Raw genomic sequence first — 20,081 nt, 5'->3', positions numbered from 1 at the left:
TCAGTTTACAATGATTTCGATGGGAGAGAGGTCTCTCTCTATGCCGTCGGGACCGATGGCCCTCACACGGGAGATGTAGAAGCGTTTGCCGCGCGAGAGTCGGCGGAAACTGTCTTTCTGCCGTTGTGAAAACTTGTTGCCGTCCGATACTTCGGGTATGGCGTTCCCCATGGAGTCGAAAAATACGGTTTCGAAACTCAACACGGTATATTCGACATTCAGGAGGTCGTCGTCGATGGCGGCCTCTATGCCAGGAGCCGCGAGCAGGCGGGCTTTGGGGAAGGGGCGGCCGCCTTTATACCGCTGTATGTTCCCATTGTCGTCCTTGTAGGCGATGAAGGGCATGGGGTCGGGCAGTTGGCGCACCCTGAATGTGGTTGTGTTCACCACCTGGTTGCGGCCGTTCATGTTGGCCGTTACGGTGATGACGACGTCCTCGCCCACTTTCGAGGGCCGCACCTGCCAGATGTCTCTTTGCCGGGTGATGCGTCCGCCCGTGACCGAAGCCGATACCGCGTGGTTGGGAACACCGGGTACCGAGATGCTCAGCGGGTTGTCGATGCCGGCATAGAGCACGTTCATCATCGTGGCCGAGACGGTGGCCGAGGGTTCTACCACCGTGTAGGTGGTGTGGAAGGGGTGCTGGGTCGACGAACCGTCGCCGTGAGGCACTTCGAGGTACCCGTCGATGGTGTAGATGCCCGAGCGGTTGCAGGTCACTTCATAGAGCCCGTCCTTGCTTTGGGGCAGTTGCTCGCCACCGATGTTGATGATGGGGGCCATTGTTGTGTCGATGGCTGCCAGCACGATGTTGGCCGAGTATTTGCTGCCTCGAATCACGGTCTTTGACGAGGGAATGACATAGGCGTTGAGTTGATTTACACGCACATCGCCCTTGTCGATGTTTTTCAGCAGCGTGTGCAGAATCTCGCTTTCGGCCGAGCGCAGGTCGCTTTGAATCTTGGTGAGCAGCGTGATGGCTGCGATGACCGGCATGTTTTCGAAGTTGGCTTCTTCCCAGGTCGTTTTCTTTTCGCCCACGGCGGTTTTCGACATGCGGGGGTAGAGGTATTCGTTGATGAGCCGTTGTTTTACCGTGTCGCTGATCATTTCGTTCACCATTTCGCTATATCCGATGAGGGCTTCGCGCAGTTTGCGCCCCTCGCGTGTCGTGGGGGAGAGCATGATGAACGAGGCGGCTTCGAGGTCGTCTTGCCGTTCGATGTTGTTGACGTCGCCATTTTTCCCGTCGGCTTCGCGCACGATGCGTTGTTTCAAGGTCGCGATGTAGTCATAGAGCGAGTCGGTATGCTGGTGCACGGCTGTCGCCTTGTGGTACCACTCGCCCGATTTCTCGGGGTTGTTGTGGTAGTAGGTCGACAGTTCGTCATAGAGCGACTCGTTCTGTGCCGCGACGTTCTCGGTCGTGCGCACCAGCCCTTCCTCGACCTGCCGGAATCCGTTGAGGACGTCCGACGACACGTTCAAGGCCAGCATGGCGGTCAAGACGATATACATGAGGTTTATCATCTTTTGCCGGGGCGACAGATTTGAGTTGTGTGATGCCATATTCCGTTTTTGCTGGGTGGGTTATGCGTTACCCGGGGTATCCTCGGTCGAAGTCGGGTTTTGCGGTTGTTCCTGTCGGGGAGCCGGTTGGTTATACATGTTGACCGTCATGGCGGTGAGCATATTGCGATATACCGAGTTGAGTTGTGCCATGTAGCGGGTCATCTTTTCGACCTCTTCGCAGTAGCGCGAGCTGTCGTGCATCGAGCCTTCATACATCTCGCGTATGTTGCGCAGGCCCACGTTCACGCGGTCGATGTTGTCGAGCTGCGAACTGATGCTCTTCAACTGTATTTCATAGATGGTGTTCAGCCCGGCGATGTTGCGGTTGAGCGATTCCATCTGTTCGACGTAGCCCTGGGTGTTGTTGGTGATGCCGTCGCTGTTGTCGGTGATGTTGCGGTAGGAGTCGAGCAGGAGGTTCGACACGTCGGTGAGCGACTGGGTGGCTTGGCGGAACTGCATCATCTGTTCCGAGATGGCGGCCATCTGGTCGAGATATTTTTGGGTGGCGTCGGTAAGCTCGGCCATGCGGGAAATCTGGTCGGCGGCTGCCGAGAGTTTCTGTATGCTGTCGGAGAGGTTCTTGGTATCTTCCTCGCTCACGTCGATGTTCGAGGGAATGCCGGCGATGCGCCGGGCATCGTCGCCCGAGACGACCACGCCGCCGTCGCCCGAGATGTTTCCATTGATGACGATGCCACCGCCGTTACCGCCCTTGAAGTCGGGACGGTCTTCGGGGTCTTTCGAGGCCAGCACGGGGAACACCTCTTCCCAGTGGTATTCTTTGGCCGGGCGGTCGAAGGCGGTGAGGATAAACATCAGGACCTCCACGCCCATGCCTATCGAGAGCATGACATTGCCGCCCGGGAGGTGCAGTATCTTGAAGAGGGCACCCCAAATGACGATGGCGGCGCCTATACTGTATGCAAAGTTGAAAAATCGTTTTCCCGAGTCACCTGAGAGGAATTTTTCGATGCTGTTTTTATATCTCTTGTATTTTCCCATAATGGCTAACAGTTTGTTCGTTTTTTAATTTCTGCGACCTTTGGCAAATCCCACTTGTGTGCGCACGCAGCGGAATCCGATGTAGGAGCGTTGTTCGTTTTGGTATTCCCACATGCGAATGTCGGAGCGGACGAAGTTCGACACATCTTTCCAGGAGCCGCCGCGCACGATTTTCCGTTTCATGCGGTAGGGGTCTTCCTTGGCGGCATTGTAGCGATAGTCGGGGTTCATGTCGCTGGTGTAGCGGTCGACCGATTCGGTGTAGGCGGTCGAGGTCCATTCCGATACGTTACCGGCCATGTCATAGAGGCCGAATTCGTTGGGCGGATAGATGCCGACGCGGGAGGTAATCAGGTTCCCGTCTTGCAGGTAGTTGCCCTTCATGGGTTTGAAGTTGGCATAGAAGCAACCTTTGTCGGTCAGGGTTCCGTTGTCGTCCCACGGGTAGCTGTTCTCATTCTTGCCGGCTCGTGCCGCATATTCCCATTCGGCTTCGGTGGGGAGGCGGTAAGGCTCGGTCATGCGGTCTTGCATCATCGATGAACGGAGGAGGTTGGTGCGCCATACGCAGAAGGCATTGGCCTGCTCCCACGACACACCCACGACCGGATAGTCGTTGTAGCCCGGGTGTGCAAAATACATGCGCATGTAGGGCTCGTTGTAGGCATTGTCGAAGTCGTTGACCCACACGGTCGTGTCGGGATAGATATTGATGATGTAGGTGTTGAGGAAGTCAAATTCGCTCTGGCGTTGCCGTATGATGGTTTGGGTGACGATTTGTCCGTCGTCATTGATATAGGCCGTATCTTTCGAAATGAGGATTTCGGCATTGCTCGGTGTGATGTCGGTATTGAGTATGCGGCGCGCCGGGTCCATGCGGTTGCGGCGTTTGGCGGCTTCGGTGTGGTTATACACGTCGTAGCGGTAGTTGAGTTGGGCAACGTCGAGTACCCGTTTCCCCGAGATGGGGTCGATGCGGTACACGCTCTCGATGGCGCGGGCCTCATCTTCGGTGGGATTGCGCCAGGGAATGGCTTTGGCCCAGTTGAGGTGCGGGGTCACCGGGTTGCCATCGCGGTCTTCTTCGATTTTGAATGTCTCGTTGCCGCCGTAGGCCGGGTCGGCCAGCCGTTCACGGATAATGGAGTCGCGTACCCAATATACAAATTGCTTATATTCCGAATTGGTGATTTCGGTATCGTCCATCCAAAAGGCATCAACCGAAATCGAACGGGCGTTGGGCCGTGTGCCCCACAGGCTGTCGCTCTCGTTGTGCCCCATTTCAAAGGACCCTCGTTTCACCAAGACCATGCCGTAAGGAGTGGGTTCGCCCCAAGCCATGCCGCCCACGCCGGTGAGTTCTCCGCCGTTGGAGCTCCCTGTGGCGGCGCAGCCGCTCAGTAGTGCTGCCAGGCCGAGGAATGAGATGTATCGTTTCATATACATGTTTATAAAATCCTTATGCTTTTATGTTTGTTTTTCTTCCCTTTCGATAGTTCGAGTTTCATGCTGTATCCGACGAAAACCTCGTGGCTGCCGCTCGATGCTTTCTGTATGGCCGAAGTGGAGTAGTCGTAGGAGTACCCCAGCAGAAAATTCTTGAACTCGCAGCCCGCCATGAAGATTACCGCTTCTTTCCATCGGTAGGCCAATCCGCCCCAGATGAAGCGGTTATACTTCAACCGCAGGGTCAGCTCGGCTTGCGTCATCTGGAAGGTCGTTTTCACCATCATCGACGGCTGCACTTCATATAACGCGTTTCTCAGGGGAATATTGCCTCCGGCCATGAAATAATATGCGCGGGTAATGGAGCCTTCGTAATTTTCGTCGAACGAAATGGTGGGTTGTGTGAGGTGGGTCGAAGAGAGCCCGGCGTAGAAATATTTATGGGTGTAGTACATGCCAAACCCCACGTCGAAGGCCGTACCCTGCAATTCGGTCGTGGGAATGGCATTGTCGGTCTGCTGGTGGTAATCGCTTTCGGGAATAAAAACTTCGGTGCCGTCGAATGTCTGGCTGACGAGCCCCAGTTGCAGGCCGAGGCTCAGTTGTCCGCCCCACAGCCGCACCTTGTAGGCATATTGCAGTCCGAGCGATGTAGTCTTGAAGAGTCCGTAGCTGTCATTGGCCAGCATGAGGCCCACGCCGTGGTCGGCTTTGAGAAAGCGCAACGGCATGTCGGCCAAGGCCAGGAACGACTTGGGTGCGCCCGGCATTCCCACCCACTGCTGCCGGGTGGCGGCGCGCAAGTTCAGTTTCTCGTAGATACCGGCGGCTCCGGCGTTGTAATACGACGGCATGGCCCAGTATTGGCTCAGTTGCGTGTCGTCTTGCGCCCGCAACAGACCCATACTCGGCAGCACCATCAGCAGGAGGAGCAGGTATCGTTTATTTTTCATGCGCATGAATGGAGCACCGCTTTTCGGCGAGGCTCAATCAATAAACTCGAAAAGTGCCGATAAATTGTATTTACCGGCACTTTTTTCCAATTTTGTAAATTGCGCTGTTATTTCCTTATCCAGGTATCGGTTCTCGTTCCATATTTGACCGAAGACCATTCGGCGGTCAATATCTGGTCGGTCAAGGCTTTTACAGAGTAGGTAAACGATGTGTTCACCGAGCCGTCGCTATTGTATATGATGCATACCAGCGTGCGGGAATCTTTCTCGTAAACCCAATTTCCTGTACCGTCGTTTCTGATGGAGCTGGAATCGTAGTAAATGGCACAGCTGCCATCGGCATTGAGAACGAGTGAGGGAGCAATGTTTCCCGTGAAATACCATTCACCGATTATCATCTCGGCATTGTCGCTGCTACCGATTATGCCGAATTGTTCATCGTCTTTGCTGCATGAGGTGAAAGTCATGCTCAACAGAATGATCGCGCTGACCAGGAGCGATCGGAACATCGTTTTCATGATAGTTTTTTCTTTTAATTATTAAATGATGTATCAACGATGCAAAGATAGTGAAATGGCTGTGTGGCTGTCCTCTCTTAATCGATTTTTTTTAACCCTTTTTTAGGAGAATAGTCGATGGTCGACGGGTTGCCTTTGTAGGAAATTTCTCCGCTGCTCGACGTACGGGCTGTCAGCCGGCCCGATACATGGCAACTGATGTCTCCGGCCGAGCTGGCGGTTGCATCTACGTCGACGGCTTCCATCTTTTTTGCGTTTATGTCGCCGGCACTCGATGCCTTGTAGATGGCCTTCTCGCATCGTCCCGAGAGCTCGATGTCGCCGGCCGAACTGGCCTTGGCCTCGATATGGGTGCAGGTAATCTCTTTCAGTTGGATATCCCCCGCCGAACTGGCGTCGATATGCAGGTCGGTGCAGACGATGCCTTCGCCCGTGATGTCGCCGCCGCTACTGGCTTTTATTACTACTTTACCGGTTGTGGTCAGCCCGTTTTTCAGTATGATGTCGCCCGCACTCGATGATTGGAGGCGTTGCACGGCGGGAGCCGACACGCGTACTACTTTCTGACATCTCCCTTTTATACGGATATGGCTTTCCTGTCCTATCACCAGTGTTTCATCTTTTACCTCGACGGTGATATGGTCGATGATGTTGTCGGGGCATAAATCTCGACCGTGGGTTCTCCTTCGGCCTGAGTGTAGACGACGTCTATCGCCGAGCCGGCCGTTATGGCATTGAAGGCTTCGACCTCGACGCTTCGGGTCTGGTATGTCTTACCGGCTGTTATCGTTGTGTCGTCAGCCTTGCTGCGGCTCGACGGTGAGGCATTGGTGGGGGTGAACGATGTGCTGCCGAACAACAGCAGGGTTGTGAGCACAAATGAGAGGACCGATTTTTTCATGACGCGAGAAGTTCGGGTGTAACAAATGAAAGCCTTTTTTATGATTTAGACGAAGAAGGAGGTCAAAAAGTTTCGGCGAGTTTCCATATTCTTTGAAAAAATGCTTTGTCGACGCTATTTATGCAGTGCACATGTTTGCCCACCCCTCAGTGATATGCATGAAATAAAAGCGCGGGCCAGCCCTTTCGGGGGTGGGTCCGCGTTTTATACCATAAGTGAAGGTAAAATCCCGAATGGGGTCTCCGGCGCCGACCGTTGCTGCTGTTACGAGTGGCCCGTGGCGAAATGATGGCTCGGCATGGCCTCGCCTTTACCACCGACTATCGGGCGATGAGGCGTATTTCGTAGATGTGTGGGGTCACCTTTTGCACCCCTTTGCTTATGCGTATCGTCAGTTCCTCTTCTCCGCGCATCGTTTGCGGAATTTCAATCTCGGCCACGGCCGTGTCCGACAAGCGGCTGTCGGTGAGTATCCCCACCTCTTGCCCGTTTATTTCGATGCGGGCATCTCTTCGGAACTCCGGACGATAGACCATATAGACCCGGTTGGCTGCTCCCTCCCTTGTTTTCATGCGGTAGCTGAACCACTTGTTGGCTTCGCGCCAATGGCAACCTTCATCGTCGCCGATGCGCGATTGCTCGGCTTGCACGGCATGGTCGCTCTCGGGTTGTTGCTCGCCGCACACGACCTTGTCGGTGGTGATGGCGTCGAGGACGGCTCGTTGGGCCTCTTCGGCCGCCAGATGTTCTATACGGTTTTGCAGCTCGGTATCGCTAATCACTGGCCAATAGACCATGTATCGGCACTCGTAGAGACGATAGAAGGGTTGTAGTACCATTCCCTCATAGCGTTGTGGATATACATCGTGCAGTTTGAAGGTGAGGGGGCTGTCCTCGACCTTTTCGAGATGCGAGAGCAGGGTTGCTTCTTCGCTTACCACGACAGGCATTTCTTGCAGGGGTAGCCGTTTCCCGGCGGCTATGTGCCCGCCACGGCTGTCGTCGGCAAAGAGGCCGGTTTGTTCCTGCTTGCCCATCTGTGCCGCCAGTACCACGGGACCGTAAAGGAACGAGTAGTTGGCCGAGCCGTCGGGCAGGGCCACGGCTTGCAGGTGCATGGGCAGGCGCAACCGGGCCTTGTCGCCTTGTGACCAGGTGCGGGTGAGTGTGATGTATCCGTCGACAACCTCAACAGGTTGCGGTGTGCCGTTTACCGACAGCTGCACCTCTTTCTCATCGACCCATTCGGGAAGGCGGAAGCGGAGCGTGAAATTCCGCCGGCTTTTCTGTCGGCGAATGACCAGGGTCGTCCCTTCCTCCTCGGGGAAAGCCGTCTGCTGTTCGATTTCGCTTTTTCCCCATTGCAGGACCGACGGAATGAAAAGGTTGACATAGAGCGTGTCGTCGCTGTGTCCGTAAATCATTTCGCCGTAGCGGGCGTGGTTTTCGAGCCCCGAACCCACACAGCACCAGAAGGAGGTCTGCGGTTGGGAATATACGCGGTAGTGTCCCGGACGCATGGGGGTGAAGTATACAAACCCTCCCTGCACGGGGTTTACCGTCGAGAGTATATGGTTGTAGAGTGCCCGTTCGTAGTAGTCGATGTAATGCGGGTTACCGCTGGTCTCGTAGAGCATCTTGGTGAGCCGCAGCATGTTGTAGGTGTTGCAGGTCTCAGGGCCTTGTTCGCTGTGGAGCATACTGCTGAAATCGTCGGTCGGGTTGAAATGTTCTCTGACGCTGTTGCCTCCGATGGAGATGGTACGGTTCTCGACGACACTCTTCCAGAAGTAGGCGGCAGCTTCGCTCCACAAGGCATCATCTCCCACGTCGGCTATTCGCTTGAAACCGATGACTTTCGGTATCTGGGTGTTGGCGTGCATGCCCGTGAGGCGGTCTTCGTGCCGCAGCAGCGGTTGCAGTATCTCCTGGTGGGAGAAGCGGCGGGCCAGTTGCAGGTGTTTTTCATCGCCGGTTATCGCAGCTACGTCGGCAAATACCTCGTTCAGCCCGCCGTGCTCGCTGGTAAGCATCTCTTGTATCTGGTCGTCGCTCAGTTGCGAAACGAGGTCGAGCCACCAGTCGGTGAGCTTGACCAACATCGTCCGGGCTTGGCTGCTGCCGGTTTGCAGGCAGGCGTCGCGCAGGCCGGCAAAGGTCTTGTGTATGTTGTAGAGCGGGACCCATTTCCCGTTGAGGTCGAAACGGCTGGCCCGAATGTTGCCGCGGGCTATCTCTTCCCACATGGCCCGTCCGCCGGGAACGCCGCACAGGTAACCGTCGCCGGCGGCCTCTTGGCAGGTTTGCAGTTCGTCGAGCATGTAATCGAGTCGGGCTTTTATCTCGGTGTCCCCGGTAGCGGCATACATGTAGGAGAGAGCCGACAGGTAGTGGCCGCCTATGTGGCCGTCGAGCCCGCTGTTTTCCCAGTTCCCGTAGTTGGGGGCTTTGGGTGTGAGCCCGGCCTCTTTCCGGTAGGGAGCCAGCAGCCGGTCGGGGTCAAGACCCAGCAGGTAGCAGATGTCCATTTCCTGCGCATGTTTGAAGGGACTTTCCGTCAGGCGTACATCTCCGACAGGGAAACATGCTATGCGCTTTTCGAGTTGCGCAGTGGCCGGTGCCACCGACAGTAAAAGGACTGTTCCAAGAAAAAAAGATTTTGTGATTTTCATGCGTTGTATGTTTTTTTCGGGTCGTGTGTCAGGACAAATAAGAGTTATCGAGACAAATGTAGGCATATAATCGCAGCGGCAAGGGGATTTTTTATTCTCATAAAGTGGATTTTTGGGAAATGCCCCTTTTTTGCGCCTTGCAGAAGCCCCGGCTGTGCCCCTCGTGTGCACGGTCATGCAAAAAAAACAGCCCGCCGTGCGGCGGGCTGTCGGTAGAAGATGCGGAGATTGGATTATCGATACTCTTCCCACGATTTGATTTCGAGCGTGTCGAGGTCTATCTCGCAGAAGGCCGAGATGAAAGCCGAGGCCAGTCGCGAGTTGGTGATGAGGGGAATGTTGAGGTCGATGGCGGCACGACGTATCTTGTAGCCGTTGTCGAGTTCGCCCACGGAGAGGTTTTTGGGAATGTTCACCACGAGGTCAATCTCTTTTTTGTGCAAGAGGTCGAGTGCTTGCGGGGCACCCTCTTCGCCGGGCCATGCCACGAGGGTCGAGGGCACGCCGTTGCTGGCGAGCATCTTGTGGGTACCGCCGGTGGCGTAGAGCTTATAGCCTTTCTCGTGCAGTTTCTCGGCGGCGGCCAGCATGTCGATTTTCTGCTTGGCCGTACCGGTCGAGAGCAGTATGCCCTTGTTCTTGTCGGGTATGCGTTGGCCTACCGAAATCATGGCTTTGAGTATGGCGCAGTCGGTGTCGTTGCCCAGGCAGCCCACCTCGCCGGTCGAGACCATGTCGACGCCCAGTACGGGGTCGGCCTTTTGCAGACGCGAGAAGGAGAACTGCGAAGCCTTGATGCCCACATAGTCGATGTCGAAGAGCGTGTGGTGCGGTTTCTCCACCGGCAAGCCGAGCATGATGCGTGTGGCCAAGTCGATGAAGTTGATTTTCAGAACCTTGCTGATAAATGGGAAGCTGCGCGAAGCCCGCAGGTTGCACTCGATGACCTTGATGGCGTTCTCCTTGGCGAGGAACTGTATGTTGAACGGTCCCGAGATGTTCAGCTCCTTGGCGATGAGTTTCGAGATGCGTTTTACGCGGCGAATGGTCTCCATGTAGAGCTTTTGCGGCGGGAACTGTATGGTGGCGTCGCCCGAGTGTACGCCGGCAAACTCGATGTGTTCCGAAATGGCGTAGGCGATGATTTCGCCCTTGTCGGCCACGGCGTCCATCTCCACCTCTTTGGCGTGTTCGATGAATTGCGAGACGACCACGGGGTGTTTTTTCGACACGTTGGCGGCCAGTTCGAGGAAGCGCACCAGCTCGTCGTGGTTCGAGCACACGTTCATGGCCGCGCCCGAGAGCACATAGGAGGGGCGCACCAGCACGGGGAATCCCACCTCTTCGATAAACTCGTTGATGTCGTCCATCGAGGTGAGCTCGCGCCAGGCCGGCTGGTCGATGCCGAGGCGGTCGCACATGGCCGAGAACTTGTTGCGGTCTTCGGCGTTGTCGATGCTCTTGGCCGAGGTACCGAGAATGTTCACTCCCTGGTCGGCCAGTTTCAGGGCGAGGTTGTTGGGTATTTGGCCGCCGGTCGATACGATGACGCCGTGCGGGTTTTCGAGGTCGAGAATGTCGAGCACCCGTTCGAAGGTCAGTTCGTCGAAGTAGAGGCGGTCGCACATGTCATAGTCGGTCGACACCGTTTCGGGGTTGTAGTTGATCATGACGCTGCGGTACCCCTCCTTGCGAATGGTGTTGAGGGCGTTCACGCCGCACCAGTCAAACTCTACCGAGCTGCCTATGCGGTAAGCTCCCGAGCCGAGTACCACGACCGAGCGGTGGTCGCCGAGATAGTGCACGTCGTTCTCGGTGCCGCTGTATGTGAGGTAGAGGTAGTTGGTCTGAGCCGGATATTCGGCGGCGAGGGTGTCGATTTGTTTCACCACCGGCACGACGCCGTGGCTTTTGCGGAAGAGGCGCACCCGCAGAATGTTGGCGTCCATGTCGCCCCCTTTCAGTACGGCGCGGGCTATCTGGAAGTCGGAGAAGCCTTCGCGTTTGGCCTGTTTCAGCAAGTCGAGGGGCAGGGCTTCGAGTTGGTTGTATTTTTCGAGCTCATCGGCCGTGCGCACGATGTTGTGGAGCTTTTCGAGGAACCAGCGGTCGATGCGGGTAAGCTCGTGTATCTGGTCGACGGTGTAGCCGGCGCGCATGGCCTTGCTGATGACGAAGATGCGTTTGTCGGTTGGCTCGTGCAGGGCCTTGTCGATGTTGTCGATGACCAGTTCCTTGTTTTCGACGAAACCGTGCATGCCTTGGCCTATCATGCGCAGACCTTTCTGTATGGCTTCTTCGAAGGTGCGGCCTATGGCCATGACTTCACCCACCGACTTCATGCTGCTGCCCAGTTCGCGCGACACACCGTGGAATTTGCCCAGGTCCCAACGCGGAATTTTGCACACGACATAGTCGAGGGCCGGTTCGAAGAAGGCCGACGTCGTCTGGGTGACCGAATTTTTCAGGTCGAAGAGTCCGTAGCCGAGACCCAGTTTGGCAGCAACGAACGCCAACGGGTAGCCGGTGGCTTTCGAGGCGAGGGCCGAGGAGCGGCTCAGACGGGCATTGACCTCGATGACGCGGTAGTCTTCCGATTCGGGGTCGAAGGCATATTGCACGTTGCACTCGCCCACGATGCCGATGTGGCGTATGATGCGAATGGCCAGTTCGCGCAATTTGTGGTATTCGCTGTTGGTGAGGGTCTGCGACGGGGCGATGACGATGCTTTCGCCGGTGTGGATACCCAGCGGGTCGAAGTTCTCCATGTTGCACACCGTGATGCAGTTGTCGAAGCGGTCGCGCACCACCTCATATTCGATTTCTTTCCAGCCTTTGAGCGATTTCTCCACCAGCACTTGCGGGGAGAACGAGAAGGCTTTCTCGACCAGCCGGTCGAGCTCCTCTTCGTTGTCGCAGAAGCCGCTGCCCAGTCCGCCCAGTGCGTAGGCGGCGCGTATGATGACGGGATAGCCCAGCCGTGCGGCGGCCGCACGGGCATCGGCGATGTTCTCGACGGCCTCGCTCTTGATGGTCTTCACGTTTATCTCGTCGAGCTTCTTGACAAAGAGCTCACGGTCTTCGGTGTCCATGATGGCCTGCACCGGGGTGCCCAGCACCTGCACGTTGTAGCGTTCGAGTATGCCGCTTTGGTAGAGGGCAACGCCGCAGTTGAGGGCCGTCTGTCCGCCGAAGGAGAGCAGAATGCCTTGCGGACGCTCTTTGGCGATGACCTTCTCCACGAAAAAGGGGGTTACCGGGAGAAAGTAGATGTGGTCGGCCACCCCTTCCGAGGTTTGTACCGTGGCGATGTTGGGGTTGATGAGCACGGTCTCGATACCCTCTTCGCGCAGTGCTTTGAGGGCTTGCGAACCCGAATAGTCGAACTCTCCGGCTTCACCTATTTTCAAGGCTCCTGAGCCTAATAGCAAAACTTTTTTTATCGTAGTATCCATAGGGGCAAGGCTTTAAATCATGTCAATAAATGTGTCGAACAGGAACTCGGTGTCGGTGGGGCCGCTGGCGGCTTCGGGGTGGAACTGCGCCGAGAAGAAGGGCAGGCGTTTGTGGCGTATGCCCTCGTTGGTGCCGTCGTTCATGTTCAGGAAGAGCGGTTCCCAGTCGTCGCCCAGCGTGTTGTTGTCGACGGCGTATCCGTGGTTCTGCGAGGTGATGAAGCATTTGTTGGTGCCTACCATGCGCACGGGTTGGTTGTGGCTGCGGTGCCCGTATTTGAGTTTGAAGGTTTTTGCACCGCCGGCTTTGGCCAGGAGCTGGTTGCCCATGCAGATGCCGAAGATGGGTTTCTCTTTCTTCATCGCTTCACGGATATGTCCTACGGTGATGTCGCACATATCGGGGTCGCCGGGGCCGTTGGAGATGAAGAGCCCGTCATATTCGAGGGTGTTGAAGTCGTAGTCCCAAGGTACTCTCACGACCGTGACGTCGCGTTTCAACAAGCAGCGAATGATGTTGTGTTTCACGCCGCAGTCGACGAGAAGCACGCGTTTCTTTCCGTTGCCGTAGGTGATGACCTCCCGGCAGCTCACACGGGCTACCTGGTTGATGAGGTTGGGGTCGACAAAGTCGATTTCGTTCTCGTTTTCGAAAACGATTTTGCCTTTCATGCTGCCCTTTTCGCGGAGCAGTTTGGTGAGTGCGCGCGTGTCGATGCCGGTGATGCCTGCTATTTTCTCTTTTTTCAGCCATTCACCGAGGCTTTCCACGGCATTCCAGTGACTGTAATTTTCGGAGTAGTCCGATACGATGATGGCTTCGGCATGGATTTTTTCCGATTCGAGAAACGTCGATAGTCCGTTGGCTTCAAACGTCTGGCGGGGTACGCCGTAGTTTCCTACCAGCGGAAAGGTGAGTACCATCATCTGCCCCGAATAGGAGGGGTCGGTGAGGCTTTCGGGATATCCGGTCATGGCGGTGTTGAATACCACCTCTCCGGCCACGGGCTTGTCGTAGCCGAACGAGTACCCGCTGAAACGGCTTCCGTCGTCGAGAATCAATTGAACTTCTTTTCTTGCTTGCATTGTCGTGCGCTTAGTTTTTGTGGGATAATATCTCTTTTTCAATATAATTGATGTAGGCTTCGTTTACCAGTTTGGTGCCGCCGGGCGTGGGATAGTTGCCCGAGAAGTACCAGTCGCCGGTGTGATTGGGACAAGCCGCGCGCAGACCTTCCTGGGTTTGGTACACGATTTGTACTTCGGCCTGTGTCCCGGCCGGCGTGAGCAATTCGGCAATCTTGGCCGAAATCTCTTCGTCGGTGAAGGGGGCATAAATTTCCTTCACGAGGTTTACCATCTTCTCTTTGGGAAGGGCCCGTTGGGCCAGCGAGCGGTGGTAAACATCGAGAATGCGGTCGTCCATCTTGCGCTCCCGCAGCAGTGCGATGGCGGCTTTGAAGGCGATGAACTCGTCCATGCGGGCCATGTCGATGCCGTAATAGTCGGGATAACGCACTTGTGGCGATGACGACACGATGACGATTTTCTTCGGGTGCAAACGGTCGAGTATGCCGATGATACTCTGTTTCAATGTTGTGCCTCGCACAATGCTGTCGTCGATGGCGACCAGGTTGTCGACATGCGGCGTGAGGCTGCCGTAGGTGATGTCGTAGACGTGTGCGGCGAGGTCGTTGCGCGTGTTGCCCTCGGCGATGAAGGTGCGCAACTTGATGTCTTTGATGACGACTTTCTCGGGACGCACACGCATGGAGAGTATGCGCTCCAAGTCTTCGCGCGTGACGTTGGGGTGGGAGAGTATGTAGTCGGTTTTCAACCGGTTGAGGTATTCTTCAAAACCTTCCATCATACCGAAAAAGGCTACTTCGGCCGTGTTGGGAATGAAAGAAAAGACCGTGTGCTCAATGTCGTTATCGACAGCTTTGAGCAACGGTCCTACCAGATTTTTCCCTAATTGTTTGCGTTCTTGATAAATGTCTTTGTCCGAGCCCCGGGAGAAATAGATGCGCTCGAACGAACAGGCTTTTTTCTCGCGGGGAGTGTTGATTGCTTCGGTGCGGTATTTCCCGTGTTTGTCGATGAGCAGGGCCTGGCCGGGTTGCAATTCGTGAATGGTGTCGGCCGAGAGGTTGAACGTGGTCTGTATGACGGGGCGTTCCGATGCCACGACAACCACTTCGTCATCGGCATACCAGAAGGCCGGTCTCAGTCCCCACGGGTCGCGTATCGAGAACATCTCGCCGCTGCCGTTGACTCCGCAGATGACGTATCCTCCGTCCCAGGCCGGACTGGTGCGGCGCAGTACCTGTGCCAGGTCGATATGGTCTTCGATGGCACGGGTGAGTTCCGTGCCCGAGAGCCCGGTGGCTTTGAGACGGTCATACATTTTGTCCACTTCCCGGTCGAGGCGGTGTCCTACCTGTTCGAGCATGATATAGGTGTCGGCGTATTGGCGGGGGTGCTGGCCTTGTCCGGTGATTTCGGCAAAGATTTCATCGACATTGGTCAGGTTGAAGTTCCCGCAGAGGCTCAGGTTCTTGACCCTCCAATTATCGCGGCGCAGGAACGGGTGCACATACGAGAGCCCCGATTTGCCGGTCGTGCTGTATCGCAGGTGTCCCATATACAGTTCGCCTGCAAAAGGTATGTAGCGTTGGGCGTAGTCGGCATCGTTGAGAAGGGCCTTGTCGGTCGTCGAAGAGGCGATGTTGCGATGCACGGCTTCGAAAATTTCGGTGATGGCGCTCGTGCCCAAAGCCCGTTCGCGGAACATGTACTCTTCGCCCGGCTGCGACTGCATCTTCACGCAAGTGAGCCCGGCGCCCTCCTGCCCGCGGTTGTGCTGCTTCTCCATGAGCAGATAGAGCTTGTTGAGCCCATACAACCATGTGCCGTATTTTTCTTTGTAGTACGATAGCGGTTTCAGTAGTCTTATCATGGCTACGCCGCATTCGTGTTTGAGGAGTTCCATAAATTATAACCTATAAATTATTCCAATCTTTTCTCGTTATTCTTATTCGACAGTGACCGATTTGGCGAGGTTTCGTGGCTGGTCTACATCTTTGCCCTTGCAAATGGCGATGTGGTAGGCGAGCAGTTGCAGGGGTATGGTCGTGATAAGGGGTTCGAGACAAGGCAGGGTATGCGGCAGTTCGATGCAGAAGTCGGCAATCTTCTTTATCTCGGTGTCGCCTTCGTTTACAAAGGCGATGACCTTGCCGTGACGGGCCTTTATCTCTTGTATGTTGCTGATGATTTTTTTGTACTGCTGGTTGTGGGTGGCAATCACCACGACCGGCATTTCGGTGTCGATGAGGGCGATGGGGCCGTGTTTCATTTCGGCGGCCGGGTACCCTTCGGCATGGATATAAGAAATCTCCTTCAACTTCAATGCCCCTTCCAGTGCTACCGGGTAGTTGTAGCCGCGGCCCAGATAGATGAAGTTATGGGCATAGGTGAAGATTTTTGAGAGTTGGGCGATGCTGTCGTTGAGTTTCAGCACTTGTTTCATCTTATTGGGAATCTGGTTCAACTCGCAGACGATTTTCTGCAACTCTTCGGGCGAGATGCAGTCTTTGGCGTGTGCCAGCGAGAGGGCCAGCATGGTGAGTACGGTGACTTGTCCCGTAAATGCTTTGGTCGATGCCACACCGATTTCGGGACCTACATGTATGAACGACCCCGTGTTGGTGGCTCGGGCAATCGACGAGCCGATGGCGTTGCAGATGCCGTAGACGAAGGCTCCTCTTTTGCGGGCTTCTTCGATGGCGGCCAGCGTGTCGGCCGTCTCTCCCGACTGGGAGATGGCGATGACCACGTCGTCTTCGTTGATGACGGGGTTGCGGTAGCGGAACTCCGAGGCATATTCCACCTCTACGGGGAACCGGCAGAACTGTTCGATGAGATATTTCCCTATCAACGCGGCGTGCCATGAGGTGCCGCAGGCCACGATGATGAATCGGCGTGCTTGGAGCAGGCGTTTCTTGTTGTCGATGATGGCCGAGAGAGCGATGTCGGTGCCTTCGATGTTCACGCGACCCCGCATGCAGTCTTTGATGCAATCGGGTTGCTCGAAGATTTCTTTCAGCATGAAATGCGGATAGCCCCCCTTTTCGAGTTGGCCGATATTGAGTTTTATCGTGTTGATTTTGGGATTTACCTTGGCATTGTTTTGTGTGACGACACGCAGTTTCTCGCCTCTTTTCAGCACGGCGATTTCTCCATCTTCGAGATACACCACGCGGTTGGTGTATTCCACGATGGGCGACGCGTCCGACGCCAGGAAAAATTCATCTTTGCCTATGCCTATGGCCAGCGGGCTGCTTTGGCGGGCAGCAATGATGGTGTCGGGGTTCCGACGGTCGAGAATGGCGATGGCGTAGGCGCCGATGACTTCGTGCAGCGTCAACTGCACGGCGGCCAGCAGGTCGAGGTTGTGCGAGACTTGTATGTATTCGATGAGTTGCACGAGGACTTCGGTGTCGGTGCTGCTCTTGAAAGTGTAGCCCACGCCTTGGAGTTTCTCCTTGATGGTGGCGTAGTTCTCGATGATGCCGTTGTGTATGAGCGCCAAGTTGCCCGAAGCCGAATAGTGGGGGTGGGCATTGATTTGGTTCGGCTCGCCGTGGGTGGCCCAACGGGTGTGGGCGATACCGATGTGTCCGGTCGTGTCTTTGTTTTCGACCATGTGCACCAAATCGGCTACTTTGCCTTTGGTTTTGTACACGTTCAGTTCATCATCATTATTGATAAGGGCAATTCCGGCACTGTCGTAACCTCTGTATTCCAGTCGTTTCAGAGATTTGATGAGTATCGGATATGCTTCTTGATCACCTAAATATCCTACTATTCCGCACATACTGTCGAGTCTCTTTAAAATTTGGGCAAAGGTAGTGATATTCTATGGCATTTTAAAGTTATCTCTAAAAATAATTGACGAGCGAATCGGATAAAATTTTTTTGCGTACCTTTGTCGCTGCAACAGATACTCCCTTGCTCGTCATTGGGGGAGACCATTTTACTAAAAAAGCAACAGAAAAATGTCAACACTTCGATTCAGAGTTGTCGAGACGGCTTTCAAGAAAAAGCCGGTCGAGGTTCCGACTCCCGCGGAACACCCTTCGGAATATTTCGGAAAATATGTCTTCAATCAGGCCAAGATGCAGCAGTATCTCTCGCCCGACGTCTACGAGCAGTTGATGAATGTCATCTGCAACGGCGCTCCGCTCGACCGTTCCATTGCCGACCGCATAGCCGAGGGCATGAAGACCTGGGCTGTGGAGATGGGCGCCACCCATTATACCCACTGGTTTGCCCCCCTTACCGAGGGAACGGCCGAGAAGCACGACTCTTTTATCGAACCCGACGGCCACGGAGGCGTCATTCAGGAGTTCTCGGGCAAACTGCTGGCCCAGCAGGAATCCGATGCGTCGAGCTTCCCCAACGGCGGTATCCGCAACACCTTCGAGGCACGCGGCTATTCGGCTTGGGACCCCTCTTCACCCGCGTTCATCGTCGACGACACGCTCTGCATTCCCACCATATTCATCGCCTACACCGGCGAATCGCTCGACTACAAGGCCCCCTTGCTCAAAGCCCTGCGGGCTGTCGACAAGGCCGCCGTCGACGTGTGCCATTATTTCAATCCCGAAGTCAAGAAAGTCTACGCCTATCTGGGTTGGGAACAGGAATATTTCTTGGTCGATGAGGGCCTTTATGCCGCCCGTCCCGACTTGCTCCTGACCGGCCGCACCCTCATGGGGCACGAGAGCTCCAAAAACCAGCAGCTCGAAGACCACTATTTCGGTGCCATTCCCAGCCGGGTGGCCGCCTTCATGAAAGAGCTCGAAATCGAAGCCTTGAAATTCGGAATCCCCGTCAAGACCCGTCACAACGAGGTGGCGCCCAACCAGTTCGAGTTGGCACCCATTTACGAGGAGTGCAACTTGGCCAACGACCACAACCTCCTCATCATGGCCCTCATGCGCAAACTGGCCCGCAACCACGGTTTCCGCGTGCTGTTGCATGAGAAACCCTTCAAGGGGGTGAACGGCTCGGGCAAGCACAACAACTGGTCGCTCGGTACCGATACCGGCGAGTTGCTCATGGCCCCCGGCAAAACACCGCTCGACAACCTGCGCTTCATCACCTTTGTCGTGAACACGCTGATGGCCGTCTACAAACACAACGGCCTGTTGAAAGCCTCCATTTCGAGCGCTACCAACGCCCACCGTCTGGGAGCCAACGAGGCACCTCCCGCCATCATATCGAGTTTCCTCGGCTCACAGCTCTCGCAGGTGCTCGACCATATCGAGGAGAGCGACGACAACGACTTCTCCTCGCTCGGCGGCAAACACGGCATGCGCCTCAACATTCCGCTCATACCCGAGCTGCTCATCGACAATACCGACCGCAACCGCACCTCGCCCTTTGCCTTCACCGGCAACCGTTTCGAGTTCCGCGCCGTCGGTTCCGAGGCCAACTGCGCCTCGGCCATGATTGCCCTCAATGCCGCCGTGGCTCATCAGTTGACCCGGTTCAAGCACGATGTCGACGCCTTGATTGCAGAGGGCACCGACCAGCAGGTGTCCATCTTGCATGTGTTGCGCCGCTACATCAAGGAGTGCAAGGCCATACATTTCGACGGCAACGGTTACAGCGATGAATGGAAGGCCGAAGCCGCCCGCCGCGGTCTCGATTGCGAGACGAGTGTGCCCCTCATCTTCGACAACTACCTCAAAGAGAGCTCGGTGAAGATGTTCGAGGAGACCGGCGTCATGACCCGCAAGGAGCTCGAAGCCCGCAACGAAGTCAAGTGGGAAACCTACACCAAGAAGATACAGATTGAGGCTCGCGTCCTGGGCGACCTGGTCATGAACCACATCATACCCGTGGCCACCTCCTACCAGTCGACCCTCATCGACAACGTCTACAAGATGCGCGACCTCTTCCCCGCCGAGAAGGCTGCGCGTCTCTCGGCCAAGAACCTCGAAATCATCGAGGACATTGCCGAGCGCGAAATCGCCATCAAGGCTAAGGTCGACGAACTGATTGAGGCCCGCAAGGTGGCCAACCGCATCGTCGGTGAACGCGAAAAGGCTATTGCCTATCACGATGTGATTGCTCCCAAACTCGATGAGATACGTTACCACATCGACAAGCTCGAACTGGCTGTCGACGACCGGCTGTGGACGCTGCCCAAGTATCGCGAACTCCTTTTCATTCGTTGATAACGTTGCATAAAACAACAGGTCTGCCCCGATCTCGGGGCAGACCTGTTGTTTTATGCCGAAGTGTGACGAGCGGTGCGTCGCAGTCGTGCGCCCCAAATACCGGCGTAAGTAGCCTCCAAGAGGCGTGCGCCGGGCATCTCACAGAATTTAAGGGTATTGTCATTCCCCGCTCGATGGGGAATCCAAGGGGCTTTTTTGTTCATTCTTCTCTTCGGTGAGAAGAACGAACCAAGAAGAACCGCCGCCCGGTATCGGGCTTTTTCGCTCGGTCGCCGACGCCTCGCGCGGGGGCTGCGGAACTCGCTG

13 protein-coding genes are annotated in these 20,081 nt (G+C 55.7%); 1 reads left to right on the top strand and 12 read right to left on the bottom strand.

Annotation, left to right across the window (positions count from 1 at the left end; translation table 11 throughout):
* From gldM to glmS, 12 genes are all read right to left on the bottom strand, one after another.
* On the bottom strand, positions 1 to 1,569 hold the full coding sequence (gene gldM / locus IAD09_00065; GenBank protein HIT80632.1) for a gliding motility protein GldM: 1,569 nt from the start codon (positions 1,567 to 1,569) through the stop codon (positions 1 to 3).
* Positions 1,570 to 1,590: 21 nt separating this feature from the next.
* Positions 1,591 to 2,577, bottom strand: coding sequence for a gliding motility protein GldL (gene gldL, locus IAD09_00060; GenBank protein ID HIT80631.1), 987 nt, complete (start codon positions 2,575 to 2,577; stop codon positions 1,591 to 1,593).
* A gap of 24 nt (positions 2,578 to 2,601) precedes the next feature.
* Entirely contained in the window at positions 2,602 to 4,017 is a 1,416-nt protein-coding gene (locus IAD09_00055) for an SUMF1/EgtB/PvdO family nonheme iron enzyme (GenBank protein ID HIT80630.1), read from the bottom strand.
* Positions 4,018 to 4,025: 8 nt separating this feature from the next.
* A complete protein-coding gene (locus IAD09_00050) occupies positions 4,026 to 4,982 on the bottom strand; it encodes a type IX secretion system membrane protein PorP/SprF (GenBank protein ID HIT80629.1) in 957 nt (318 codons plus the stop codon).
* 101 nt (positions 4,983 to 5,083) lie between these two features.
* A complete protein-coding gene (locus IAD09_00045) occupies positions 5,084 to 5,485 on the bottom strand; it encodes a hypothetical protein (protein HIT80628.1) in 402 nt (133 codons plus the stop codon).
* A gap of 86 nt (positions 5,486 to 5,571) precedes the next feature.
* Positions 5,572 to 6,102: a DUF2807 domain-containing protein gene (locus IAD09_00040; protein ID HIT80627.1), complete on the bottom strand. Its 531-nt coding sequence runs from the start codon at positions 6,100 to 6,102 to the stop codon at positions 5,572 to 5,574.
* 14 nt (positions 6,103 to 6,116) lie between these two features.
* Positions 6,117 to 6,395: a hypothetical protein gene (locus tag IAD09_00035; GenBank protein HIT80626.1), complete on the bottom strand. Its 279-nt coding sequence runs from the start codon at positions 6,393 to 6,395 to the stop codon at positions 6,117 to 6,119.
* 320 nt (positions 6,396 to 6,715) lie between these two features.
* Positions 6,716 to 9,067: a glycoside hydrolase family 127 protein gene (locus tag IAD09_00030; protein ID HIT80625.1), complete on the bottom strand. Its 2,352-nt coding sequence runs from the start codon at positions 9,065 to 9,067 to the stop codon at positions 6,716 to 6,718.
* Positions 9,068 to 9,300: 233 nt separating this feature from the next.
* Entirely contained in the window at positions 9,301 to 12,522 is a 3,222-nt protein-coding gene (carB, locus tag IAD09_00025; GenBank protein HIT80624.1) for a carbamoyl-phosphate synthase (glutamine-hydrolyzing) large subunit, read from the bottom strand.
* 12 nt (positions 12,523 to 12,534) lie between these two features.
* Positions 12,535 to 13,608, bottom strand: coding sequence for a glutamine-hydrolyzing carbamoyl-phosphate synthase small subunit (gene carA / locus IAD09_00020; GenBank protein ID HIT80623.1), 1,074 nt, complete (start codon positions 13,606 to 13,608; stop codon positions 12,535 to 12,537).
* A 10-nt stretch (positions 13,609 to 13,618) separates the two neighbouring features.
* Positions 13,619 to 15,514 (bottom strand): amidophosphoribosyltransferase, encoded by a 1,896-nt coding sequence (locus IAD09_00015; GenBank protein ID HIT80622.1) that lies wholly within the window; start codon positions 15,512 to 15,514, stop codon positions 13,619 to 13,621.
* A 42-nt stretch (positions 15,515 to 15,556) separates the two neighbouring features.
* Positions 15,557 to 17,401: a glutamine--fructose-6-phosphate transaminase (isomerizing) gene (glmS, locus tag IAD09_00010; GenBank protein ID HIT80621.1), complete on the bottom strand. Its 1,845-nt coding sequence runs from the start codon at positions 17,399 to 17,401 to the stop codon at positions 15,557 to 15,559.
* Between the two features lie 181 nt (positions 17,402 to 17,582).
* Here glmS and IAD09_00005 point away from each other — a divergent pair, with 181 nt between their 5' ends.
* Positions 17,583 to 19,772, top strand: coding sequence for a glutamine synthetase III (locus tag IAD09_00005; GenBank protein ID HIT80620.1), 2,190 nt, complete (start codon positions 17,583 to 17,585; stop codon positions 19,770 to 19,772).
* Positions 19,773 to 20,081 lie beyond the last annotated feature (309 nt).

Source organism: Candidatus Caccoplasma merdavium (genome assembly GCA_018715595.1).
Classification (GTDB): Bacteria; Bacteroidota; Bacteroidia; order Bacteroidales; family UBA11471; genus Caccoplasma; species Caccoplasma merdavium.
The sequence above is the reverse complement of the archived record's forward strand: the minus strand, read 5'-3'. Positions and strand labels throughout refer to the sequence as shown.